Source organism: Stenotrophomonas sp. STEN225, assembly GCF_056756445.1.
The window spans coordinates 199,062-221,779 of the sequence record NZ_JBRRBV010000007.1; the positions used below are offsets into that span (position 1 = coordinate 199,062).

Sequence of the window (22,718 nt, forward strand, 5' to 3'; positions counted from 1 at the left end):
CACTATCCATCCGCGCCCAAGTTGTCGAGCGGATCACACGAAGCGCCAAGCTCCCATTCGCACCATGCATGGGGATATTGCCCAAGCCGCGTCGTCAGCCCGGCCCTGATCGGATTTCCCATCAGATACATCGCATGCCGGTGCAACGATTCGTCAGAGCGGATCGCATGATCGTGATAGCAGGCCTGCCAGAAGCGCCCGACTCGCCCCAGCAACCGGTTTACCTGCTGGGCGGTGCGCGACTTGAAACGCTTCATGACGGTTTCCAGCGTTCCCGCACGTAGTTCGACCAGCCAGTGGATGTGGTCGGGCATGACCACGTACGCAATCGAGCGGGTGAAGCCTTCCTGATCCAGTCGCTGGAATTCGCGGACTGCCAAGGCGGCCGCTGCGGCGTTGGTGAAGAGCGGCGCGCGGTCATGGACGACGGTGGTGAGGATATAGCTGAGGCCGATGCTGGAGCGACGACCGAGCAGGAGACGTGTGTTCTGCATGGAGCAAGCATGGACGGGCCTGCTTCCAGTGAACATCGGGGAATGGGTTGGTTTCAGGTAGGCCAGTGCCAACCAAGGTTGGCAACTACCGAAGCTATGGCTCATCGCTTCTGCTTGAACAACCACGTCCACATCGCCGCATCGGCGTAGGTGGCATCCCAGGCGTTGTGGTTACCTTGCGGATACTCGGTGTAGCGTACGTCGGCGGCGCCGGTGGCCTGGAACGCGGCGTGCAGGCGGCGGTCGTCGTCTGGTGGCACCACATCGTCAAGCGCACCATGGAAGATCCAGATCGGCGTGTGCCGCAGGCGCTGTGCAATCGCGGCATACGGATCGGCTTCGTTGGCGACCTGCTCCACGAACAGGGTCGGCCGCACCGCGCGGGGGGCCAGCACCGCGCCGCAGATCGGCACGATCGCCGCGAAACGGCGCGGGTCATCCAGTGCGATGTTCCAGCTGCCGTAGCCGCCCATCGACATGCCGGTCAGGTACTGCCGGGCCGGGTCGGCGCCGAACTCGGCGAGGGTGGCGTCGAGTGCGGCCAGGGCCACCCGGTTGTTGCGGCCGCTCCATTCCTCGTGCCGAGGAACCTGTGGGAACACCACCAGCGCCGGGAAGTCGCGGTGGTCGCGCAGGTAGGGGCCGAGCCCGGCGTGAGTCTGCTTCACGCCATCGCCGCCACGCTCGCCAGAGCCGTGCAGGAACAGGATGACGGGCACATCGACCGGCGCGGCACCCTGCTGCGCCGGACCACGCGGCTGCAGGCCCGCGGGAATGAACACCTGGTAATAGGCCGTCCGGCCATCCACCTTCACCGCACGCGCCTCGAAGCGTCCGTGCGTCCGTTCGGCGGTGCTGGCGCAGCCTCCTACCATCAGGACCAGCAGCAGCGGCAACCAGCGTGCAAGCAGACGAACCATGAGCGCGTTTCCTGATCTGGAATCGTTTTCATGGTAGTCCAGTCGCGCCTGGCCAGCATCGTGCAGCGCGTCACTCGGGCCGGGGGGCGCTGGCGACGATGTCCAGCTGCTCCTGCGCTTCAGCGTTGCCTTCGGCGGCGGCGGCCCGTACCTGTGCCAGATCCGGGTGCAGCACCACCAGCAGCGGGTTCTCGCACACCGGGCAGTCGTACTCGGTGGCATCCTCGTCCAGCTCCATCACCATTGCCCGCGAACTGCCCTTCCATTCGCACGCGGCACAGGTATGCAACTGGTCGCGCCAACCCGGCTGGAAGTAGTTTTCGATCGTGGTTGCCATGGGGTGTTCCAGTGGGAATGGGCCCCGCGCCCCGACCGGGGGCAGGGCGCAGGTCGGTCAGTGCAGCAGCACCAGGGTGGCCAGGCCGAGGAAGGTGAAGAAGCCCATCGAATCGGTCACGGCGGTCAGGAAAATACCGCTGGCCAAGGCCGGATCGAAGCCGAAACGTTTCAGGGTCAGCGGCACCAGCACACCGGCCAGCGCGGCGAACAGCAGGTTGAAGGTCAGCGCGATGGCGATCACCGCCGACAACCCCGGCGAATGGAACCAGGCCAGCACGATCAGGCCCAGCACGGAACCCAGCAACAGGCCGTTGAGCAGTGCCACCCGCACTTCCTTCCACAGCAGGGTGCGTGCATTGGATGCGCCCACCTGGCCCAGCGCCAGGCCGCGCACCATCAACGCCAGCACCTGCGTGCCTGCGTTGCCGCCGAGGCCGGCGACGATGGGCATGAGCACCGCCAGCGCCACCAGCTTGTCGATCGTGCCTTCGAAGTGACCGACCACGCTGGAGGCGAGGAAGGCGGTACACAGGTTCACCGACAGCCACATCAGGCGACGGCGCATCGCGCGCCACACCGGGCTGAACAGATCCTCGTCCTCGTCCAGGCCGGCGGCGCCCAGCGCCTGGTGCTCGGCCTGGCCACGGATGATGTCGACCACGTCATCGATGGTGATGCGGCCGACCAGAATGTTGTTGTCGTCCACCACCGGCGCGGAAATCCAGTCATGGTCGGAGAACTGGCGGGCGACCTCCTGGTCGCTCTCGCCGACATCGATCGCCGGCTGTTCGTCGTCGATCAACCGGTTGATCGGCGTGGTGTCTTCATGGGTGACCAGCGCTGCAAGCGAGACACGGCCAAGATACTGATGGCGGCGGCTGACCACGAACAGGTGGTCGGTATGGTCCGGAAGTTCGCCGCGCAGGCGCAGGTAGCGCAGCACCACGTCGACGTTGACGTCGGCGCGCACGGTCACCACGTCCGGGTTCATCAGGCGGCCAGCGCTGTCCTCGGGGTAGGACAGGACCTGCTCGAGGCGCTCGCGGTTCTCGCGGTCCATCGACTTGAGGACTTCGTCGATGACCGTGTCCGGCAGGTCCTCGACCAGATCGGCCAGGTCGTCGATGTCCAGGTCTTCGACCGCGGCGATGATCTCGTCCGGGTCCATGTCCGCGAGCAGGCTCTCGCGCACGTCGTCGCCGACGTGGACCAGCACCTCGCCGTCATCTTCCGGATCGACCAGGCCCCACACGACTTCGCGCTTTCCCGGCGGCAGCGATTCGAGCAGGTTGCCGATCTCGGCGGGGGCCAGAGTATTGACCAGGCGACGCACCGGTCCCAGCCGGCCACTGTCCAGTGCATCGGACAGCATCCGCAGTTGGCGCGCAGTCTTGTCGTGGCGTACAGCTTCAGCCATCGCAGCTCCCGCGGGATAAGAAAAGCCGCGATCCTGGCAAGGATGCGGCAACAAGGGTGTTCAGCGCGTCATTATCGCAAGGGGATGTTTCAACGCATACCCCGGTGTCTGCGGCCAGCGGGGTCCATGAATTCCGCCGGGCCATGCCCGGCGAGCGCGCAGCGCGGCCGTCAGGGCGTATCGGCCACCAGTGCCAGCCAGCGCTCGATGCCGCGACGGTCCCGCGCGGCCAGCAGCTTCGGAGCGCGGGCGCGCAGGGATGCCAGGTCGGCCTCGCGGATCGCGCGGCGGACTTCCAGCAGCGTGCCCGGATGCAGGCTGAACTCGGTCAGGCCCAGTGCCAGCAGCAGCGGCGCCATGCGTGCGTCCCCCGCGATCTCGCCGCACACCGCCACCGGCACACGATGGCGTGCGCCGGTCTCGATCACCATCTGCAGCAGGCGCAGCACCGCCGGGTGCAGCGGCGAGTAGAGTTCGCCCAGCGCCTCGTTGTTGCGGTCGGCCGCGAGCAGGTACTGCACCAGGTCATTGGTGCCGATCGACAGGAAGTCGACCAGGTCGATGAAGCTCTCCAGCGCCAGAGCAGCGGCGGGTACTTCGATCATCGCCCCCAGCGGCACGTGGTCGGCCACCATGTGCCCTTCCGCGCGCAGTTGTTCGGACAGCTTGAGCATGCGCCGGCGCACGGCCAGCAGCTCTTCGCGCGTGCTGATCATGGGCACCAGCACCCGCAGCTTGCCATAGGCCGAAGCACGCAGAATCGCCCGCAGCTGGGTGTCGGCCACTTTCGGCCGTGCCAGCGACAGGCGCACGCCCCGCAGGCCAAGCGCCGGGTTCTCTTCGTTGCTCAGGGTCAGGCCGGTACGATCCGCTTTGTCCGCACCCAGATCGAGGGTGCGGATGGTCACCGGCCGCCCGCTCATGCCCAGCGCGGCGTCGCGGTAGGTCCGGAACTGTTCTTCCTCGTCCGGCAGTTCGTTGCGCTGCAGGAACAGGAATTCCGTGCGGTACAGACCCAGTCCCTGCGCGCCGAGGGCGTGGGCCTGGGTTACGTCCTCCAGCGATTCGGCGTTGGCCAGCAGGGCGATGTCGACCTGGTCGCGGGTACGGCTGGGTTTGCTGCGCAGGCGCCCGAGCTCCCGCTGCTCGCGGGCGTGTTCCTTCAGCCGTGCGCGATAGTCACGCAGGTTGTCGGCCTGCGGGTTGACGGTGATGCTGCCGTCGGCGCCATCGACGATCAGCACGTCGCCATCGGCAACGCGGCTGAGCAGCTGCGGAACGTTGACGATCAGTGGCAGGTGCAGACTGCGGGCGAGGATGGCGCTGTGCGACAGCGCGCTGCCGGCGGCGGTGACGATGCCTACGACGCCCTGTGCCTGCAGCTGTGCCAGCTCGGACGGCGCGATGTTGTCGCAGACCAGGATCTCGCCGGCCAGCCCCTTCATCACCGGCGCACGCTCCGGCTGCAGGAAGGCGTGAATGCGGCCGATCACATGATCCAGATCGTCCATGCGGCTCTTCAGGTAGGCATCGTCCATGCCATCGAAGACCTTGGCCAGGCGGTCGCGCTGCAGGCGCAGGGCGTATCCGGCGCTGTACGGGCCGCTGCGGATCAGCTCATCCAGGCCGAACAGCAGCTCCGGGTCGTCCAGCAGCAGCGCGTGCAGATCGAGGAATTCGCCTACTTCCTGGTTCAGTGCGCCGTGCAGGCGCTGCCGAAGCTCATGCATCTCCGCGCGCGCGGCATCCACGGCGTGATGCAGGCGCGTCAGCTCGGTTTCGATCTGCTGCGGTGCCACGCGCTGTTCGGCAACGTCCAGCGCATGCGGCAGGCGCACGCGTGCACGCCCCATCGCCGAACCCCGCGCAGCGCCATGACCAGCCAGCAGCTGGACCGGCCGTTGGCCGGAAGGGAGCTGGCCGGCGCGGGCGCGCGGCACGATCAGCTGTCCTCGTCGAAGCGGCGTTCGAACAGGTCGACCACCGCGTCCATCGCGGCGGCTTCGTCTTCGCCACTGATGCGCACGGTGACCGGGGTGCCCTGGCCGGCAGCGAGCAGCATCACGCCCATGATGCTCTTGGCGTTGATCTCGCGGCCCTTGGCAGCCATGGTCACGTTGCACCGGAACGGTGCCAGGGTCTGCACCAGCTTGGCGGTGGCCCGGGCATGCAGGCCCAGGCGGTTGCTGACGGTGAGTTCTCGTTCAAGCATCGTCGACTATCGCTCCATTACGGGTACCCGCCGCAGCGGTGGCGGGCAGTTGATCCAGTGCCTGTTCCGGATAATTCATCACCCGCAGCAACATCGGCAGGCTCAGCGCCGACACCCGGCGAACCGGGGTCCCCAGCCGGGCCAGCTGCCCGGCAAGGTTGGCGGGGCTGGCGCCGTACAGGTCGGTCAGGATCAGCACGCCTTCTCCACCATCTACCCGCCGCAGCGCGGCCGAGGCGAGGGGGAGCAGAGCATCCAGGTCTGCGTCGAACGGTACTTCGAAAGCTTCGGTCTTCAACGGCAGCTGCCGCAGGAGCCGGGTCGCCACGTCAAGCAGGGCGGCGCCGACCCCGGGATGTGTTACGAGGAGAATGCCACAGGTCATTACTGCACGTTAACAGGTCAAGGTGAATTGGCGATAGCCGCAGATGAGGGGCACTGTGTCCCGTATTCAGTGTCCCCCGCCTGCCGGCCCATCCCGCCTCTCCGCGGGGCGGTCGGGCGCACCCCGGCCGGGCCTCTCAATCCTGCTCGCGGTGATAGGTGGCCACGTCTTCCCAGCCCATTTCGCGGGCATGCCGGGCCATCCGTTCGGCCAGATAGACCGAGCGGTGCTTGCCGCCGGTGCAGCCGAAGGCCACGGTCACGTAGCTGCGGGTGCCGTCGCCCAGCTTCGGCAGCCAGGTGTCGAGAAACCCCATCAGCTGTGCGAGGTAGCACTGCACGTCCGGCTGGGCTTCCAGGTAGTCGCGCACGCCCGGCTCGCGGCCACTGAGCGCACGCAGCTCGGGATCCCAGTGCGGATTGGGCAGCACCCGCGCATCGAAGACGAAATCCGCTTCGGCCGGCACGCCACGCTTGTAGGCGAACGATTCGAACAGCAGCGACAGGCGGGTTGCATGGTCCAGCGTGAACTCGGTGATGATCCGGCGGCGCAGCTGGTGCACGTTGAGCGCGCTGGTGTCGATGATCGCGTCGGCCTCCTGGCGCAGCGGTGCGATCAGTTCGCGCTCGCGGGCGATCGCTTCCGGCAGCGACAGACCGAGCTGGCTGAGTGGATGGCGGCGACGGGTGTCGGCATAGCGCTTGAGCACCGCCTCGTCGCTGGCTTCAAAGAACAGCACCTTGGTTTCCACGCCGGCATCGGTGGCCAGTTGCCGCCAGTTCGCCAGCTGGCTCAGGTCGGCCTGGCCGCGCACGTCGATGCCGACCGCCAGCCGGCGCGGCGCGGCGCCGTCATGGTGGGCCAGCAGGCTGCGCACGAAGTCCGGCAGCAGCTGGATCGGCAGGTTGTCCGAGCAGTAGTAGTCCTGGTCCTCGAACGTCTTCAGGGCGACGGATTTACCCGAGCCGGACAGGCCGCTGACAATGATCAGGGTCGGGGCGGTGGGGGCAGCGGTGCTCATGGACAGACTCTTCGAAGGCCAGGGAAATCAGGGTGTTCGCCGTTCCAGCAGGTTGCTGTGGCGCGCGATGAACATCGCGGCCGGGTCGATGCCCTTGGTCCGCAGGATATGCAGGCGGGTGGCCGCCTCGGTCAGCACGGCCAGGTTGCGGCCGGGCATCACCGGCAGCGTGATCAGCGGCACGTCCAGGTCCAGCACATGGCGGGTACCGGAATCGCCGGTCAGGCGTTCGTAGCCATGCGGAGTGGGCTCGGTCATCGGCTTGGTCAGGTGGACGATCAGCCGAAGGTACTTGTTCTTCTTTACAGCCGTGTCGCCGAACATCTCGCGCACGTTCAGCACGCCCAGGCCGCGTACTTCCAGCAGGTCCTGTAGCAGTTCCGGGCAGGTGCCGTCGAGCACGTCCGGCGCGATCTGGGTGAATTCAGGTGCATCATCGGCCACCAGGCGGTGGCCACGGCTGAGCAGTTCCAGCGCCAGCTCGCTCTTGCCCGACCCGGCTTCGCCGGTGATCAGCACGCCGATGGAGTAGATCTCCATGAACACGCCGTGCAGGATCACGCGCGGCGCCAGCGTGCGTGCCAGGTGGTAGGACAGATGATTGAGCAGTTCGTGGCCGCGCTTGGGAGATACCCACAGCGGCGTGCCCGACTCGTCGGCGGCCGCGCGCAGGTCTTCCGGACAGGGCTGGTTGCGGGTGATCACCAGCGCCAGCGGGTGCGACTGCATGAGCTTTTCGATCGTCTCCCAGCGCTGGCGCGGTTCCAGCGCGTCCAGCCAGGACAGTTCCTCGGTGCCCAGGATCTGCACCTTGTTGGGGTAGATCGCATTGAGGTAGCCCGCCAGCGAGGGCCGGCGGGAGACGGTGTTGCCGGCCTCGAGCTCGCGCTTCTCGCCGGATTTTCCCGCCACCCAGCGCAGGCCCAGGCGTTCGCGCTGCTGTTCGAACAGTTCGCGTGCGGTGATGCTGGTATTCATGCGGCACTCGCCGGGGGCGTGAGATCCAGGGCCTGACGCAGTGCCCGCGCGTCGCCGGCGGCGCGCAGCGCTTCGCGGATGGCGGGGGCGGAGAACAGTTCGGCCAGTTCGGACAGCAGCATCAGGTGCTGATGGGTGTAGTGGGCCGGAACGGCCATCGCGAACACCAGGTCGACCGGCTCGTCGCCCCCGAAGTCGACGGGGGTCTCCAGTCGCAGCAGGGCGCCGCGTGGGCGGTCCAGGGTCGGCGCGCGGCCATGCGGGATGGCGATGCCGCAACCGATCGCGGTGCTGCCCAGCGCCTCACGCTGGCACAGGTTCAGATAGATCTGTTCGGCATTGGCCTGGCGGCAGGCCAGCAACCCGGCCGCGGCCTTGAGGACGCTGTCGCGGTCGGTGGCCGTGCAGAGCTGGGTCTGCACGGCCGCCAGGAGGTCAGTCAGGGGCATGTCTGCGGGGAACGGTGGCGATCAGCCGCCATTGTCACCCACCGGCAGCGGTGCGTGCTGCTGTTTTTTCTCCTTGTGCTTGATCACCAGGCGGTCAAGCTTGTCCGCCAGCAGGTCGATCGCGGCATACATGGTCTGGCCGCCGGCCTCGGCGTGCAGGGTCTGGCCGGGAATGTTGAGGCTGGCGTCGACATGGTGTTCGGTCTTCTGCAGCTTGAGGGTCACCCGCGCTTCGCAGTGCTGGTCGAAGTGCTTTCCGATCCGGGCCAGCTTCTCCTCTACATAGGACTGCAGGGCCGGGGTGACTTCGACGTCTTTGCCAAACGTTTCGATGCGCATCGGGTTTCTCCTGTGTTCGGATGTGCCAATGAACCTCTCCGCCGGGCGCGGCGGTGCGTCAAGCGATTCTGACCCTTTCGTGCGAGGCGGAAATGTTCATGGCTTCACGATACTTCGCCACGGTGCGTCGCGCCACTGGAATTCCCGACGATTTGAGCAGGTCAGCCAGCTTGGCGTCAGAAAGGGGCTTGCGCGGGTTTTCGTCATCGATCAGGCGCCGGATCATTGCCTGGATGGCGGTGCTGGATGCCTCACCGCCGCCTTCGGTATCGATGCCCGACGCGAAGAAGGCGCGCAGCGGCAGGGTGCCGCGTGGGGTCCGGACATGCTTGCGGGCGATCGCCCGCGAAATGGTGGATTCGTGCAGGCCCAGTTCGGCGGCGATCTCACGCAGGGTGAGCGGGCGCAGTGCCTGTTCGCCGAACTCCAGGAAACCGGACTGCTGCAGGATCAGGCAGCGCACCACCCGCAGCAGGGTCTCGCCACGCTGCTGCAGACCTTTCAGCAGCCAGCGCGCCTCCTGCAGCTGGGCGCGCAGGTAGCCGGCGTCGGCCTCACCGCAGCGGCGGATCATCTGTTCGTAACCGCGGTGGATGACCACCTTCGGCCCGGCATGGCCGGCCAGCGCGGCGCGCCACACGCCGTTCTGCCGCCAGACGACTACGTCCGGCACCACGTAGGTGTCCTGCGACAGCGGCGCGATCTGGGTGCCCGGGCGCGGGTCCAGCGACCGCAGCAGGGCCACGGCGGTCTCGACGTCGGCCAGGGGCTGCCGGAGTTCGTGCGCCAGCCCGGCCACGCCGCTGCGCGGCAGCCGCTCCAGCGGCCCGGCAGCGACCTGGCGTGCCAGGGCAAGGCCAGGTGTGTCGGACGCCAGTACGTCCAGTTGCAGCTGCAGGCATTCGCCCAAGCTGCGTGCCGCTACTCCGACCGGATCGAAGCGCTGGATCTGGTGCAGTACGGTGAGGATCTCGTCCTCGCCGGCGTGGATCGCCGGCAGCAGGGTCTCGGCGATGGTGGACAGCGGTTCGCGCAGGTAGCCATCGTCGTCCAGGGCGTCGATCAGGGCAGCCCCGATGCTGCGGTCGCGTGCGGACAGATGCGACAGGTGCAGCTGCCACAGCAGGTGGTCGGCCAGGGTCTCGGTTTCGGCCACGCGTTCGGCCGCGCTGCCGCTGTCGTCATCGTCGTCGAAGCTGCCGCCGCTGCCGGCGGTGCTCCAGTCCGGTTCGGCCGATGCCCAGTCGTCCTCCTGGCCGGCGTCGGTGCGTTCGGGCGGGGCGTCATCGCCGTTGCCATCGTCGCCGGCAGCGGCATCGCTCTCGTTGCCTTCGGCCCAGTCCAGCAGCGGATTGCTCTCCACCGCCTGGGCGATCTCCAGTTCCAGCTCGGTGCTGGACATCTGCAGCAGCTTGATCGCCTGCTGCAGCTGGGGCGTGAGCACCAGCTGCTGTCCCAACGATGTCTGCAGCCGAGTCTTCATGCCTGTGCCGAAGAGGGGGAATGGAACCCGGCAGCTGCGGTCACAGCTTGAACGAGTCCCCAAGGTAGACGCGACGTACGTCGGCATTGTCCAGGATCGATTCCGGCGAACCCTGGGCCAGTACGGTGCCCTCGGCGAGGATATACGCGCGGTCGCAGATTCCCAAGGTCTCGCGCACGTTGTGGTCGGTGATCAGCACACCGATGCCGCGCTGCTTGAGGTGGGTGACGATGCGCTGGATCTCGCCGACCGAGATCGGATCGACACCGGCAAACGGTTCGTCGAGCAGGATCAGCCGGGGTTGCGCCGCCAGCGCGCGGGCGATTTCGCAGCGGCGGCGCTCGCCGCCGGACAGGCTGGCGCCAAGCTGTTCGGACACATGGCCCAGCTGCAGTTCGTCCAGCAGGCTGCTCAACTCGCGCTCGCGGCCCGCCGAGTCCAGATCCTCGCGCAGTTCCAGCACCAGGCGGATGTTGTCGGCCACGGTCAGCTTGCGGAACACCGAAGGCTCCTGCGGCAGGTAGCCCACGCCCTGCTTGGCACGGGTGTACATCGGATCGCCGGTGATGTCCTTGCCATCGAGCACGATGCTGCCGGCATCGGCGGCAACCAGGCCGACGATCATGTAGAAGCAGGTGGTCTTGCCGGCACCGTTGGGGCCGAGCAGGCCGACCACTTCGCCCGCTTCGAGGGTGAGCCCGAAGTCCTTGACGACCTCACGTTGCTTGTAGCGCTTGCGCAGGCCCTTGGCGACGAGCATTACTTCCGGCTCCCGGCCGGCTGCGCCGGCGTGGTGGTGGCGGCAGGCGTCTTGTTCTTGGGCGGGATAACGGTGCGCACGCGGCTGCCGTCGCCGCCGGAGTTCATCTCGCCGGTACGGGTGTTGTAGACCATGCGCTGGCCGGCGTTGGTGCCGCGCGCGCTGGTGACCTTGTAGTTGCCGGTGAGGGTGATGATCTCGGTCTTGATGTCGTAGTCGATGCGGTCGGCGAGCGCATCCATCCAGGTGCCGTCATCGAGCTGCTGCTTCAACTTCGCCTGCTTGCCGGTGAACACCACGCGCACCGGGTCGCCGTCCTTGAGATAGATCTCCGCCTCGGACGAGCGCAGGTCTAGCGTGCCCTGGGTGATGACCACGCCCTGCGAAAATACGGTCTTGCCGTCGCCGGTGAGCATGCCGTTCTGTGCACCGGCATCGATGTTCATGGGCTCGTTGCGGTCGGTCGACTTCGCCTGCGCGAGGGCGGGGACAAGAAGACTGAGTGCGAGCATGGCTGCAAAGGGGATCTTCATCGGGGTCCGTTCTGCCGGTGGTGGCTGCCCGGTCAGGAGGGCAGCGGCGGGTGGGGGCTGCCGGCGCCGCGCCTGTCCAGGGACGTCGCGGGCCGGGCGGCGGAATCAGCGTCTGGGCGTGTAGCGACCCTTGGACTGGCTGAGGAAATGATACGTGTTGTTCTTCGAATCCACCTCGAACCCGACGCCGGACTGCTCCATGCCGGGGCGGGTCATGGTCACCAGGGCGTCGGTCCGGGCCCGGCTCTCCTTGGGGAACACGTCCAGGTGGTCGGTGCGGAAGGTGGTCGGCACGACGCCGGGGGCAGCCGGACTGTCACCCGCCACCTTGCCGCGCAGCTTCAGTTCGTCACCCTTGGCGCTCAGCCAGCCGGTCTCCGCGCGCAGTGTCCAGTGCCTGCCGTCCTTGTCGGGCATCTCGAACAGTGGCGTGGCGATGTTGATGGTCTGGTCGCCGCGCTGCCGCTCCAGCCGCGGCGCGCGCAGGGTGGTCGATTCCTTGCCCTGCTCGTCCAGGGCGACGATCTGGAAGTCGTGCAGGATGTAATCCACGCCGACTTCCTGGCCGCTCTGGGCCGGGCCCTTGTCGCGGTTGCGCAGCGCGGCCCAGCTGCTGAGCAGGGCCGCCAGCAGCAGGCCGATGCCGAGCACGGTGCGCCAGTTCACGGTCGGTGCGTTCATGCGCCGTACCTCGCCAGGACCGACGCGACATGACCCTGCGCGGCCAGCAGAACGTCGCACAGCTCACGCGCCGCGCCGCGCCCGCCTTCGGAACGGGTCTGCCAGTGCACGCGTTCGGCGATCCACGGATGGGCATTGGCCGGCGCCACGGCCAGACCGACCGCACCCAGGGGCGCCAGATCCGGCAGGTCATCGCCGAGGAAGGCGACCTGTTCCAGACCGATGCCCCGCTGGGCACACAGGGCCTGCACGCTGGCCAGCTTGTCGCCCACGGCGATGTGGGTATCAATGCCGAGATCGGCACCGCGCCTGAGCGCGGACTGGCTGTTGCGCGCGGTGATCAGCACGGGGTGGATGCCGTGCTGCTGCAGCAGTTTCAGGCCCAGGCCATCCTGCACGAAATACGCCTTGCTCTCGTTGCCGTCCTGGTCGTAGTACAGCCGACCGTCGGTGAGGGTGCCGTCCACGTCGAAGCAGGCCATGCGGATCCGCGCCGCAGCGGCATGCAGGTGGGCAGGGAAGGCGGGCAGGGGGGACCAGGGCATCAGGACGTTGAACTCGATCAGGGCAGGTGTGGGGTTACAGACTGAATGGGGTCTACGGACTGTCGGTTAAACCACCCGGGCCCGCAACAGGTCATGAATGTTCAGGGCGCCGACGGCGCGGCCTTGGTCATCGACCACGATCAGGCCGTTGATCTGCTGGGTTTCCATCTGGCGGGCGGCCTCCACCGCCAGCTGGTCGGCTCCGATGGTGCGGGGGTTGCGCGTCATCACATCGGCGATCTTTGCCGTGCGCACGTCCAGCGCACTGTCCAGTGCCCGGCGCAGGTCACCGTCGGTGAACAGGCCGATCAGCACGCCCTCGGCATCGACCACGGCGGTCATGCCCAGGCGCTTGCGGCTCATCTCCACCAGGGCCTCGCTGAGGCTGGCGCCGGCATCGACCTTGGGCAGATCGGCACCGGTATGCATGACGTCGGTGATATGCAGCAGCAGGCGACGGCCAAGGCTGCCGGCCGGATGCGAGCGGGCGAAATCGTCAGCGGTGAAGCCGCGCGCGTCCAGCAGGGCCACCGCCAGCGCGTCGCCCATCGCCAGCGAGGCGGTGGTGCTCGAGGTCGGAGCCAGTGCCAGCGGGCAGGCCTCGGCCGGCACGCTGACGTCCAGATGGACGTCGGCGGCGGTCGCCAGGCTGGACTGCGGGCGGCCGGTCATGGAGATCAGCACGTTGCCCTGGCGCTTGAGCACCGGCAGCAGCATCAGCACTTCGTCCGATTCGCCCGAATAGGACAGGGCCAGCACCACGTCGGCTTCGGTGATCATGCCCAGGTCGCCATGGCCGGCCTCGCCCGGGTGCACGTAGAACGCCGGGGTACCGGTGGACGCCAGGGTTGCGGCGATCTTGCGCGCCACATGGCCTGACTTGCCCATGCCGGTGGCGACCACCCGCCCGCGGCTGCCCAGGATCACCTGGCAGGCCTTCTGGAACGGCTCGCCCAGGCGCTCGGCGACCGCCTGCAGTGCCTGCTGCTCGATCTCGAACACGCGGCGGCCGCTGGCCACCAGGGCGGCCGGCTCGACGGAACGGGGGGGCGGGAGGGACTCGGCCATGCGGACGCCACGCAGCGGAAGTAGAATGAGGGTTCATTTTATTAGGAAAGCCCGTTGGACGCCGACACCATCCGCAACCTGATCGAAACCGGCCTGCCTGGCGCCCGCGCCGATGTGCGGGGCGACGATGGCGTGCATTTCGAAGCGACCGTGGTCTGCGACGCCTTTGCCGGCAAGATGCCGCTGGCCCGCCACCGCATGGTCTATGCCACGCTGGGCGACCTGATGGGCGGCGCCATCCACGCGCTGGCGCTGAAAACCGTGACCCCGGCCGAAGCCGGCTGAACCGCAGAAGATCCCGAACCCCATGGCCAAGATCGTTGTGACCGGCGGCGCTGCGCTGCACGGTGAAGTGAGCATCTCCGGCGCCAAGAACGCCGTCCTCCCCATCCTCTGCGCGACCCTGCTGGCCGATGAGCCGGTGGAGATCACCAACGTGCCCCACCTGCACGACGTGGTCACCACGGTGAAGCTGCTGGGCGAACTGGGCGCCAAGGTCACCATCGACCAGGGCACGCTGTCGCGCGGCAGCGCGATCGTGGTCGACCCGCGTGCGGTGAACCAACACGTGGCGCCGTACGAACTGGTCAAGACCATGCGTGCGTCGATCCTGGTGCTGGGTCCGCTGCTGGCCCGTTTCGGTGCGGCCGAAGTGTCGCTGCCCGGTGGCTGTGCCATCGGCTCGCGTCCGGTCGACCAGCACATCAAGGGCCTGCAGGCGCTTGGTGCCGACATCGTGGTCGAGAACGGATTCATCAAGGCTTCGGCCAAGCGCTTGAAGGGTGGCCACTTCACCTTCGACATGGTGAGCGTGACCGGGACCGAGAACGTGCTGATGGGCGCGGTGCTGGCCGAAGGCACCACCATCCTCGACAACTGCGCGATGGAGCCGGAGGTGACCGATCTGGCCCATTGCCTGATCGCTCTGGGTGCGAAGATCGAAGGCCTCGGCACCGCCCGCCTGGTGATCGAAGGCGTGGAGCGCCTCTCCGGTGGCCGTCATGAAGTGCTGCCCGACCGCATCGAGACCGGCACCTTCCTGGTGGCCGCCGCGATGACCGGCGGCAAGGTCACGGTCAACCGCGCACGTCCGAACACCATGGACGCGGTGCTGTCCAAGCTGGTCGAGGCGGGCGCCCGGATCGAGACCACCGAGGACAGCATCACCCTGGACATGCAGGGCAAGCGGCCGAAGGCGGTGAACCTGACCACCGCGCCGTATCCGGCATTCCCGACCGACATGCAGGCGCAGTTCATGGCGCTCAACTGCGTGGCCGACGGCGTCGGCGTGATCAACGAAACGATCTTCGAGAACCGTTTCATGCACGTCAACGAGCTGCTGCGCCTGGGCGCGGACATCCAGGTCGAAGGCCATACCGCGATCGTGCGTGGCAGCGAGCACCTGAGCGGCGCGCCGGTCATGGCCACCGACCTGCGTGCATCGGCATCGCTGATCCTGGCCGGCCTGATGGCCAGCGGCGATACCACCATCGATCGCATCTACCACCTCGATCGCGGCTACGAGAACATCGAAGAGAAGCTGTCTTCGCTCGGTGCCACCATCCGGCGCGTGCCATGATCCTTCGCGGAAAATTCAGCCCGCGTCGCAAGGCGCTGCTGGCGCTGGTGCTGATCGTGCTGGCGTGGCTGGGGTATGCCTGGTACGCCGATATCGCCATCACCCGCGGCATCGAGCAGAAGGACATGGACTGGAACGGTGACGGCACGGTATCGCGTGACGAGATCATCCAGTCGTTCTATGCCGTGTCGGTGAACGACAGCCAGGAAGGCAACCGCCATTGCCGCACCTTCGTCTGGCGCGGAAGCGGTGAGCAGATCCGGGTGGACTGCCGCACCGAGTTCAAACCGGCCGAAGAGAAGAAATGAAAAACGCCCGCGCAAGCGGGCGTTTTCCTTGTGCGGGGCCCGGGGTCAGATCCCATCCCCGAGGGGATGGGATCCGACCCCCGGCACTCAGTTCATCGATCGGATGGTCAGGTCCAGCGCGTCGCGGCCGCTTTCCCGCTGCAGCATGCGCGCCGGCACCGGAAACTCCGGCACGATCCAGGCGATCAGCTCCTTGTTGCCATCGGCACGCGACACCTTGGTCGCCTCGTAGCTCTTGCCGCCCACGGTGATCGATTCCTTGCCGATCACACGGTAGGTCATGTTCTTGATCCGGCCCTCGTCGACCATGCGGTAGGTCAACGGCTTGCCGGCTGCCAGGTCGCGGGCGATGGCCAGATTGATCAGCAGCGCATCCATGTCGCCAGCCTTCAGGGCGATCGGTCCGGCGCGGTCCGGCTTGATGTCGCCGGTCCAGGTGGCCTGGTTGCTGGCCCAGTTGTAGTTGGCCTGCACGTTGCGCTTCTTCACCAGCAGCGCCGAGCGGTCCTGGCTGCTGAGCGGACGCAGCTGGCCGCGCACTTCCTCGAACACGGTGCTCTGGCTCAGGTCGGCCAGCTGGTTTTTCACCTGCAGGCTGTAGCGCCACTTGTTGCTGCCTTCACTGGCCAGCGTCATGGTGCCGTTGGCCTGCATGCCCATGTAGCTGGCCAGATAGTCGGCCTTGAACGGCTCCAGGGCCATCGCCGGCAGGCTGGCCATCGACAGGGTGGCAGCGGCGATCCACGTCAGGGGGCGGGAGAGGGTGTTCATGCTCAGACTCCTTGGTATTCGATCAGGCGGAGATCGACGCGGTCTTCGCCATCTTCGCGTTGCAGGATGCGCACCGGGGTGGGGACACCGTTGGCGATCCAGAGAATGGTTTCGTTGTTGCCGCCGTTGCTGCGGTATACCCGCAGCGCGTTGTAGGACAGGTCGCCGACCTCGACGTTCTCGGTCTGCGGCGCGGCCTGGTAGTCGTGCTGGCGCACCTTGCCCATGTCGACGTAGCGGTAGTGCATGGCCACGCCCGGGCGGGCATCACGCATGATCGCCAGGTTGATCAGCAGGGCGCTCTGATCGCCGGCCTGCAGCGGAATGGGCTGCGCGCGATCCTTTTTCACATCGCCGGTCCACTGCGCGGTGCCGGCCTGCCAGTTATAGGTGCCGACGGCCTTCTTGCCCAGGAACAGGCCCTTGCGCACCGTGCTCTGGCTCAGCGGCGCATAGACGCCGCCGCGCTCCTCGAACACCGTGCTCTGCTCGATGTTCAGGCCGAGCACGCTGGCAAAGCCGCGGCGGCCCACCACCTGCATGTCCACCCGCCACTGGTTGCCGCCGGTATGGGTGACCTGCATGGTGGCATCGCCGGCTTCCTTGCCCTTGTAGAAGGCCTGGTAGGTAGCGGTGAACGGTTGCAGCGGCGGCGGTTCCCAGGCCAGCGCGGGCAGCATGGGCACGGCCGGTGCGGCCGGGGCCTGCGACGGAGCTGCCGGGTCGGCAGAGGGCTGTGCCTGGCCCCAGCCCACGCCAGGCAACACGGCAAGCGACAACAGCAGGGGCGTGCACAGCAGCGTCGTGGTCTTCATGGGGGACAGGGGCCGCAGGAGTGGGGCAGGATGCCAGCCCCGCAGTCAGCGGGGCGTGTGCAGAACGTTATCGGTTCAGGTTTCCGGCGGAATCTAGGGCCAGCGGCCTAAACAGGGGGTGACCGTCGAAGATCGCCTGTCCTTCCCGTTCAGCCAGCCGGCCATCGCACAGCAGCTGCAGGCTGGCGATCAGCAGCGGGTGTTCCACCGCCAGCACGCGCTCGGCAAGGGTCTGTGCATCGTCGCCTGCCAGCACCGGCACGCGCGCCTGCGCCAGCACCGTACCCGCGTCCAGCTCCGGCACCACCAGATGCACGCTTGCGCCATGCTCGGCATCGCCGGCTTCCAGCGCCCGGGCGTGCGTATGCAGGCCCTTGTACAGCGGCAGCAGCGACGGGTGGATGTTGACCAGGCGACCGTTGAAGCGCTGCACGAAGCCAGCGCCGAGAATGCGCATGTAGCCGGCGCAGACGATCCAGTCCGGAGCGGAGGCGGCAATCGCGTCGCCCAGCGCCAGCTCGTAGGCGGCACGATCGCTGAATTCCTTCGGTGCATGCGCCCAGCGCCGGGAAGGATCGACCCGCTGCAGGGCCGCGGCATCGGGGCGGTCGGAGAACACGCCCACTACGTCGGCCGGCAGGCGGCCCGACGCGATGGCATCCAGGATGGCCTGCAGGTTGCTGCCGCGCCCGGAGGCGAGCACGGCGATGCGGCGGGGTGCGTTCATTACCGGCAACCCAGGCGGCTCAAACGCTTGCCGACGGAGTGTCGAACACGGCTTTCACCTGGGGGCGGAGCAGGGCGATCAGGGTGAACACCCCCAGCACCGTGCCCACCGGGGTGAACAGGCAGGACAGGCCCGCGACCACCAGGCACAGCACGTAACGGCGGCGCTGCGCCAGGCAGCGCCCGGCGTAGGCGACGAAGGCGCCCAGGGTGACGCCGCCCACCACGATCACGCTGCCGATGATGGTGAACATCCAGCCGAACATCCGCTGCTCGGCGGGCGATGAGGGCTGCCCCTCCGAGCTCAGCGGCAATGCCCCGGTCAGGGCGCTCACGCCCAGCACGATGTGGATGATGAAGATCAGCGAGAACAGTGCGATGAGCGCACCAACCACGTAGTGGCCGATGGACAGCGCCCGCAGATGGCTGGCGTCCTGCGGGCCGAATACGGGTGCCGTCAGCAGCGGCGGCGGCACCGGGTTCGAGGGGGATGGGGGCATTGCGTCCATGCGGGCTCCTCTGCAGGGGTCAGGCGATGCGGACGCGCTCGGCGCCTTCGGTGGTGACGACCTGGCCGATGGTCCAGTGATCCAGGCCCTGGGCCGTGACCGCGGCGGACACCGCCTCGACCTGGTCCGGCGCGACGATCAGCACGAAGCCGATGCCGCAGTTGAAGGTGCGCCACATTTCGCTGTCGGCGACCGCGCCTTCCTTCTGAAGCCACTGGAACACCGGCGGCAGCGTCCACGAGGCCGCCTGGATGTCCAGGCCGAGGCCGTCCGGGACCACCCGGATGATGTTCTCGGTCAGTCCGCCACCGGTGATGTGGGCCATGCCATGGATGGCATCGCCGTGCGACTTCAGCAGCGACAGGATCGGCTTGACGTACAACCGGGTCGGTGCCATCAGCGCGTCGACCAGCTTCACGCCGCCTTCCAGCTCAAGATCGGCCGGACGCCCGGCGCGGTCGTAGATGCGGCGGACCAGCGAGTAGCCGTTGGAGTGCGGGCCGGACGAGGCGATGCCGATCAGCACATCGCCGGCCGCCACGCTGGCGCCATCCTTCAGTTCGCTCTTTTCCACCGCGGCCACGGTGAAGCCGGCCAGATCGTACTCGCCCGGGGCATACATGTCGGGCATTTCAGCGGTCTCGCCGCCGATCAGTGCGCAGCCGGCCTCGGTGCAGCCGTTGGCGATGCCGCCCACGACCGCCGCGGCGGTATCCACGTCCAGCTTGCCGGTGGCGAAGTAGTCCAGGAAGAACAGCGGCTCGGCGCCCTGCACCAGCACGTCGTTCACGCACATCGCGACCAGATCGATGCCGATCGTATCGTGGCGGTTCAGCTGGTGGGCCAGCTTCAGCTTGGTGCCGACACCGTCGGTACCCGACACCAGCACCGGTTCGCGGTACTTGTTGGACAGGTCGAACAGGGCGCCGAAACCGCCCAGGCCGCCCATCACTTCCGGACGGAAGCTGCGCTTGACCAGGGGCTTGATCCGCTCGACCAGCTCGTTGCCGGCGTCGATGTCGACGCCCGCGTCACGGTAGGTGAGGGGGGAGGGGGCGGAAGACGGGGTGTTGGTCACGGGCGTCGGCGCTGGCAGGGGTTGAACGGGCGATTTTAACAGGCCGCATTGGCGCACAGGCCGTATTCGGGCAACAATTCCCCCCGGATACGTCGAGCCAATGGATGTCCTGATGCGCCGCAGCCTGATTCTCACCCTGCTTCTTGCGTTGAGCCTGCCGGTGGCCACGATGGCCCAGAGCGGCCTGCGCACCGAGGGGGATGTCGCCACCGCCAGTGGGGCCTACGAGGCCGAAGTGCCGGTCAACAGCCAGGCCGAGGCCGACCGCAATGGCGGGCTGGCACGCGCCCTGAGCGTAGTGCTGGGCAAGCTGTCGGGCGACCGCAGCGTGATGTCCCGGCCCGGCGTGGTGCAGGCCCTGCGCAATGCCAAGGATTACGTGGCCAGCTACGACTACAAGCAGGACCAGAGCCTCAGCGCCAGCGGTGCGCCCAGTTTCCGCACCCTGCTGGTGGCCCGTTTCCGCGAGGACGACGTCGATTCGCTGGTCGCCGCGCTGGGCCTGCCGCTGTGGCCGCAGCCCCGACCGAAGCCGGTGCTGTGGCTGGCCGTCGATGACGGCAGCGGCCCGCGCCTGGTCAGCGTGCAGCAGGCCAATGCCGCGCGCCCGCTGCTGAACCGCGCCATCGAGCGCGGCTACAAGCTGGGCCTGCCCAGTGGGGGCGCTGCCGAACAGGCGCTGGCCGGTGCCATCTGGCGCCAGGACAGCGCCGCCGTGGCCCGCGCCTCTTCGCGCTACTCGCCGCCGATGCAGCTGATCGGCAAGCTCTACCGTGCCAATGGCGGCTGGCAGGCGGACTGGGTGTTCGTCGACGATGGCCGTGAACTGAACAGATGGACCAGCAAGGACGCCAACGCCATGCGCGCGATGGCCGCGGGTGCCGACGGCGCGGCCGACGCGCTGGTCAAGCGTTATGCCAAGGCGGGTGTGGCCACCGGCCAGGCGGGCAGCTACCGGGTGGTGGTCACCGGCATCAACAGTGCCGATGACTACCTGCGACTGGCCGCAGGCCTGCGCGACGTGCCGGTGGTGCGCAATGTCACTCCGCTGCACGCCAGCGCGGGCCGGCTGGAGCTGACCGTGGAAATGACCACCGGCCTGGCCGGCTTCAACCGCATGCTGGGTGACAGCGGCGTACTGGTTTCGAACGCCCCGCTGCCTGCCCTTCCGACACCGATCGATGACACCACCGGCGTGCCGGTGCAGGCGCCGGTCAGCAACGAGTACCGACTGCGATGACCCTGACGCCGGAAGCTGAAATCGCGCAGTTCCTGCGCCGGGTCAAATACATCCTGCTTGCCGGCCTGATCGGCTGGATCGTGTGGCTGCTGGCGCCGATCCTGACGCCGTTCGTGCTGGCGCTGGCGCTGGCCTGGCTGGGTGATCCGCTGGTGGACCGCATCGAGGCCACCGGGCGCTCGCGCATGACCGGCGTGGTGCTGGTGTTCGTGGCCATGGTGCTGGTGATCGTCGCCGCGCTGCTGGTGCTGGTGCCGATGATCGAAAAGCAGATCACCACCCTGGTGGCGGCCGTGCCGCAGGCGCAGGCCTGGCTGATGCAGACCGGCATTCCGTGGTTCGAGCAGAAGACCGGCCTGGAGGTGATGCAGTGGCTGGACCCGGATCGCCTGATCGAATGGGTGCGCAGCCATTGGCAGCAGGCGGGCGGCTTCGCCAAGACCTTCATGGGATATGTCTCGCGCTCGGGCTTCACGATGGTGACCTGGGTGGTCAACATCCTGCTGCTGCCGATCCTGGCGTTCTACTTCCTGCGCGACTGGGACAAGCTGGTGGAGCGGGTCGCCTCGGTCATTCCGCGCAACCACATCGGCACCATCACGGCGCTGGCGCGCGAATCCAACGAGGTGCTGGGGGCCTTCATCCGCGGCCAGTTCCTGGTGATGCTGGCACTGGGCGTGATCTATGCCGGCGGCCTGTCGCTGGTGGGGCTGAAGCTGGGGCTGCTGATCGGCATGATCGCGGGCCTGATCAGCTTCATTCCGTACCTGGGCGCGACCACCGGCATCCTGATGGCGATCATCGCCGCGCTGGTGCAGGCGCAGGGTTTCGACCTGAAACTGCTGATACTGGTCGGCGTGGTGTTCACGGTCGGCCAGTTGCTGGAGAGTTATGTACTGACGCCGCGCATCGTCGGCGACAAGATCGGCCTGCATCCGGTGGCGGTGATCTTCGCGGTGATGGCAGGCGGCCAGCTGTTCGGCTTCCTCGGCATGCTGCTGGCGCTGCCGGTGGCTGCCGTGTCCAACGTGCTGCTGCGCTATGCGCACCAGCGCTATCGGCAGAGCGATCTTTACGCGGGTGAGAAATCGGCGATCGTGCTTGACGGTGTGGTCGAGCCGCCCCACATCATCCTCGACACGAACGACAAGGGCCCCGACCTGAAGTGATGGGTGTGCCGCAATTGCCGCTGGCCCTGCACTACCCGCGGGACCAGCGCCTGGAGACCTTCATCGGCGCACCGGATGGTGCGCTGGCGCAGCTGCGCGCGATCGCGGTCGGTGCCAGCCACGACTGGGTCTACCTGGAAGGCGCGGCAGGCACGGGCAAGACGCATCAGGCGCTGGCGATGTGTTCCAGCGCCGAGCAGGCCGGGCGGCTGCCGACCTATGTGCCGCTGGCCAGTGCGGCCGGCCGTGTGCGCGCAGCGCTGGAGGGGCTGGAGGCGCGCGAGCTGGTCGCGCTGGACGGATTGGACGAGATTGCCGGCAACCGTGAGGACGAGATTGCCCTGTTCGATTTCCATAACCGTGCGCGCGCTGCCGGCGTGACCGTGCTCTACACGGCGCAGAAGGCGCCGGCCGAACTCGGACTGGTGCTGCCGGACCTGCGCTCGCGGCTGGGCCAGTGCGTGCGGGTGCTGTTGCAGCCGCTGGACGAGGAAGGACGCGCGGCGGTGCTGCGCGAGCGCGCGCTGCGACGGGGGCTGGCCATCGACGAGGCCGCGATCGAGTGGCTGCTGTCGCACACCGGGCGCGAGCTGGGCGGGCTTATCACGTTGCTGGACTGGCTGGACCGCGAATCGCTGGCGGCCAAGCGTCGGATCACCGTGCCGTTCCTGCGCCAGGTGCTGGAAGAAGGCCGCCCTCGCTACTGAGGTTGGGGTTTGTTTTGCAGGGCTGCCGCCCTGCACCCGCCGAAGCCAGTGCCGAAGCCGGAGCAACGTCAACGTCAAACGCTGGCTTCCTCAGGGGAGGCGGGGTGGCTCAGGTTGCGGGGGACGGCGCAAGTACGTCCATGTAGCCTCGGTCGCGCCATCCATGGCGCTCACGCCCCCGCAACCTGAGCC

Annotated in this window: 28 protein-coding genes; 6 read left to right on the forward strand and 22 right to left on the reverse strand. The window is 67.5% G+C overall.

Annotated features, from left to right (window positions below; genetic code table 11):
• Window positions 1-2: 2 nt before the first annotated feature.
• From ACVOJ1_RS09715 to ACVOJ1_RS09795, 17 genes are all read right to left on the reverse strand, one after another.
• On the reverse strand, window positions 3-494 hold the full coding sequence (locus ACVOJ1_RS09715) for an REP-associated tyrosine transposase (RefSeq protein WP_065174527.1): 492 nt from the start codon (window positions 492-494) through the stop codon (window positions 3-5).
• Window positions 495-595: 101 nt separating this feature from the next.
• Entirely contained in the window at window positions 596-1,414 is an 819-nt protein-coding gene (locus ACVOJ1_RS09720) for a carboxylesterase family protein (protein ID WP_111187048.1), read from the reverse strand.
• Between the two features lie 70 nt (window positions 1,415-1,484).
• Entirely contained in the window at window positions 1,485-1,751 is a 267-nt protein-coding gene (locus ACVOJ1_RS09725; RefSeq protein WP_053519409.1) for a hypothetical protein, read from the reverse strand.
• Window positions 1,752-1,808: 57 nt separating this feature from the next.
• The gene (gene mgtE / locus ACVOJ1_RS09730) at window positions 1,809-3,170 is read right to left on the reverse strand and encodes a magnesium transporter (RefSeq protein ID WP_053519410.1); all 1,362 of its coding nucleotides are present in this window, start codon (window positions 3,168-3,170) and stop codon (window positions 1,809-1,811) included.
• 170 nt (window positions 3,171-3,340) lie between these two features.
• Entirely contained in the window at window positions 3,341-5,110 is a 1,770-nt protein-coding gene (ptsP, locus tag ACVOJ1_RS09735; RefSeq protein WP_065174530.1) for a phosphoenolpyruvate--protein phosphotransferase, read from the reverse strand.
• Window positions 5,111-5,112: 2 nt separating this feature from the next.
• Window positions 5,113-5,382 (reverse strand): HPr family phosphocarrier protein, encoded by a 270-nt coding sequence (locus ACVOJ1_RS09740; RefSeq protein WP_053519412.1) that lies wholly within the window; start codon window positions 5,380-5,382, stop codon window positions 5,113-5,115.
• Window positions 5,375-5,767 (reverse strand): PTS sugar transporter subunit IIA, encoded by a 393-nt coding sequence (locus ACVOJ1_RS09745; protein ID WP_065174531.1) that lies wholly within the window; start codon window positions 5,765-5,767, stop codon window positions 5,375-5,377. The genes ACVOJ1_RS09740 and ACVOJ1_RS09745 overlap by 8 nt, the downstream gene beginning before the upstream one ends.
• Window positions 5,768-5,903: 136 nt before the next feature.
• Window positions 5,904-6,788 (reverse strand): RNase adapter RapZ, encoded by an 885-nt coding sequence (gene rapZ, locus ACVOJ1_RS09750; protein WP_053519414.1) that lies wholly within the window; start codon window positions 6,786-6,788, stop codon window positions 5,904-5,906.
• A gap of 27 nt (window positions 6,789-6,815) precedes the next feature.
• Window positions 6,816-7,766: an HPr(Ser) kinase/phosphatase gene (gene hprK / locus ACVOJ1_RS09755; RefSeq protein ID WP_053519415.1), complete on the reverse strand. Its 951-nt coding sequence runs from the start codon at window positions 7,764-7,766 to the stop codon at window positions 6,816-6,818.
• Complete coding sequence (locus ACVOJ1_RS09760; protein ID WP_053519416.1) at window positions 7,763-8,215, reverse strand: PTS sugar transporter subunit IIA; 453 nt, start codon at window positions 8,213-8,215, stop codon at window positions 7,763-7,765. The genes hprK and ACVOJ1_RS09760 overlap by 4 nt, the downstream gene beginning before the upstream one ends.
• Before the next feature lie 21 nt (window positions 8,216-8,236).
• Window positions 8,237-8,554: a ribosome hibernation-promoting factor, HPF/YfiA family gene (gene hpf, locus ACVOJ1_RS09765; RefSeq protein ID WP_005415556.1), complete on the reverse strand. Its 318-nt coding sequence runs from the start codon at window positions 8,552-8,554 to the stop codon at window positions 8,237-8,239.
• A gap of 58 nt (window positions 8,555-8,612) precedes the next feature.
• Complete coding sequence (locus ACVOJ1_RS09770) at window positions 8,613-10,037, reverse strand: RNA polymerase factor sigma-54 (protein ID WP_111187047.1); 1,425 nt, start codon at window positions 10,035-10,037, stop codon at window positions 8,613-8,615.
• Window positions 10,038-10,077: 40 nt separating this feature from the next.
• Window positions 10,078-10,797, reverse strand: a complete 720-nt coding sequence (gene lptB / locus ACVOJ1_RS09775; RefSeq protein WP_065174533.1) for an LPS export ABC transporter ATP-binding protein — start codon at window positions 10,795-10,797, stop codon at window positions 10,078-10,080.
• A complete protein-coding gene (gene lptA / locus ACVOJ1_RS09780; RefSeq protein WP_053519419.1) occupies window positions 10,797-11,330 on the reverse strand; it encodes a lipopolysaccharide transport periplasmic protein LptA in 534 nt (177 codons plus the stop codon). Before lptA ends, lptB begins: the two co-directional genes overlap by 1 nt.
• Before the next feature lie 105 nt (window positions 11,331-11,435).
• Window positions 11,436-12,011 (reverse strand): LPS export ABC transporter periplasmic protein LptC, encoded by a 576-nt coding sequence (gene lptC, locus ACVOJ1_RS09785; protein WP_053519420.1) that lies wholly within the window; start codon window positions 12,009-12,011, stop codon window positions 11,436-11,438.
• Window positions 12,008-12,556, reverse strand: a complete 549-nt coding sequence (locus ACVOJ1_RS09790; RefSeq protein WP_053519421.1) for a KdsC family phosphatase — start codon at window positions 12,554-12,556, stop codon at window positions 12,008-12,010. Before ACVOJ1_RS09790 ends, lptC begins: the two co-directional genes overlap by 4 nt.
• A 66-nt stretch (window positions 12,557-12,622) precedes the next feature.
• The gene (locus ACVOJ1_RS09795; protein ID WP_065174535.1) at window positions 12,623-13,624 is read right to left on the reverse strand and encodes a KpsF/GutQ family sugar-phosphate isomerase; all 1,002 of its coding nucleotides are present in this window, start codon (window positions 13,622-13,624) and stop codon (window positions 12,623-12,625) included.
• Between the two features lie 54 nt (window positions 13,625-13,678).
• Here ACVOJ1_RS09795 and ACVOJ1_RS09800 point away from each other — a divergent pair, with 54 nt between their 5' ends.
• From ACVOJ1_RS09800 to ACVOJ1_RS09810, 3 genes are read left to right on the forward strand one after another with little or no spacing between them, the layout of a single operon-like run.
• Complete coding sequence (locus ACVOJ1_RS09800) at window positions 13,679-13,909, forward strand: BolA family protein (protein ID WP_053519423.1); 231 nt, start codon at window positions 13,679-13,681, stop codon at window positions 13,907-13,909.
• Window positions 13,910-13,931: 22 nt separating this feature from the next.
• Complete coding sequence (gene murA / locus ACVOJ1_RS09805; RefSeq protein WP_053519424.1) at window positions 13,932-15,203, forward strand: UDP-N-acetylglucosamine 1-carboxyvinyltransferase; 1,272 nt, start codon at window positions 13,932-13,934, stop codon at window positions 15,201-15,203.
• Window positions 15,200-15,511, forward strand: a complete 312-nt coding sequence (locus tag ACVOJ1_RS09810) for a hypothetical protein (RefSeq protein ID WP_053519425.1) — start codon at window positions 15,200-15,202, stop codon at window positions 15,509-15,511. The genes murA and ACVOJ1_RS09810 overlap by 4 nt, the downstream gene beginning before the upstream one ends.
• Before the next feature lie 87 nt (window positions 15,512-15,598).
• Here ACVOJ1_RS09810 and ACVOJ1_RS09815 read toward each other — a convergent pair whose 3' ends face one another.
• From ACVOJ1_RS09815 to purM, 5 genes are all read right to left on the reverse strand, one after another.
• Window positions 15,599-16,282: a DUF3108 domain-containing protein gene (locus ACVOJ1_RS09815; protein WP_262100181.1), complete on the reverse strand. Its 684-nt coding sequence runs from the start codon at window positions 16,280-16,282 to the stop codon at window positions 15,599-15,601.
• A 2-nt stretch (window positions 16,283-16,284) separates the two neighbouring features.
• Window positions 16,285-17,097: a DUF3108 domain-containing protein gene (locus ACVOJ1_RS09820; RefSeq protein ID WP_065174536.1), complete on the reverse strand. Its 813-nt coding sequence runs from the start codon at window positions 17,095-17,097 to the stop codon at window positions 16,285-16,287.
• Between the two features lie 67 nt (window positions 17,098-17,164).
• On the reverse strand, window positions 17,165-17,824 hold the full coding sequence (gene purN / locus ACVOJ1_RS09825; protein ID WP_197600951.1) for a phosphoribosylglycinamide formyltransferase: 660 nt from the start codon (window positions 17,822-17,824) through the stop codon (window positions 17,165-17,167).
• A 19-nt stretch (window positions 17,825-17,843) separates the two neighbouring features.
• Window positions 17,844-18,332 carry a hypothetical protein gene (locus ACVOJ1_RS09830; RefSeq protein ID WP_053519429.1) on the reverse strand — a complete coding sequence of 163 codons (489 nt, stop codon included), beginning with the start codon at window positions 18,330-18,332 and terminating at the stop codon, window positions 17,844-17,846.
• Window positions 18,333-18,351: 19 nt separating this feature from the next.
• A complete protein-coding gene (gene purM / locus ACVOJ1_RS09835) occupies window positions 18,352-19,410 on the reverse strand; it encodes a phosphoribosylformylglycinamidine cyclo-ligase (protein ID WP_053519430.1) in 1,059 nt (352 codons plus the stop codon).
• Between the two features lie 112 nt (window positions 19,411-19,522).
• Between purM and ACVOJ1_RS09840 the strand changes: the two genes are divergently transcribed.
• Genes ACVOJ1_RS09840 through hda form a run of 3 tightly spaced genes read left to right on the forward strand, consistent with a single transcriptional unit; the run spans window position 19,523 to window position 22,526 of the window.
• Window positions 19,523-20,650, forward strand: a complete 1,128-nt coding sequence (locus ACVOJ1_RS09840) for a DUF2066 domain-containing protein (protein WP_346480364.1) — start codon at window positions 19,523-19,525, stop codon at window positions 20,648-20,650.
• Window positions 20,647-21,819: an AI-2E family transporter gene (locus tag ACVOJ1_RS09845; RefSeq protein ID WP_065174539.1), complete on the forward strand. Its 1,173-nt coding sequence runs from the start codon at window positions 20,647-20,649 to the stop codon at window positions 21,817-21,819. Before ACVOJ1_RS09840 ends, ACVOJ1_RS09845 begins: the two co-directional genes overlap by 4 nt.
• A complete protein-coding gene (gene hda, locus ACVOJ1_RS09850) occupies window positions 21,819-22,526 on the forward strand; it encodes a DnaA regulatory inactivator Hda (RefSeq protein ID WP_065182429.1) in 708 nt (235 codons plus the stop codon). The genes ACVOJ1_RS09845 and hda overlap by 1 nt, the downstream gene beginning before the upstream one ends.
• Window positions 22,527-22,718 lie beyond the last annotated feature (192 nt).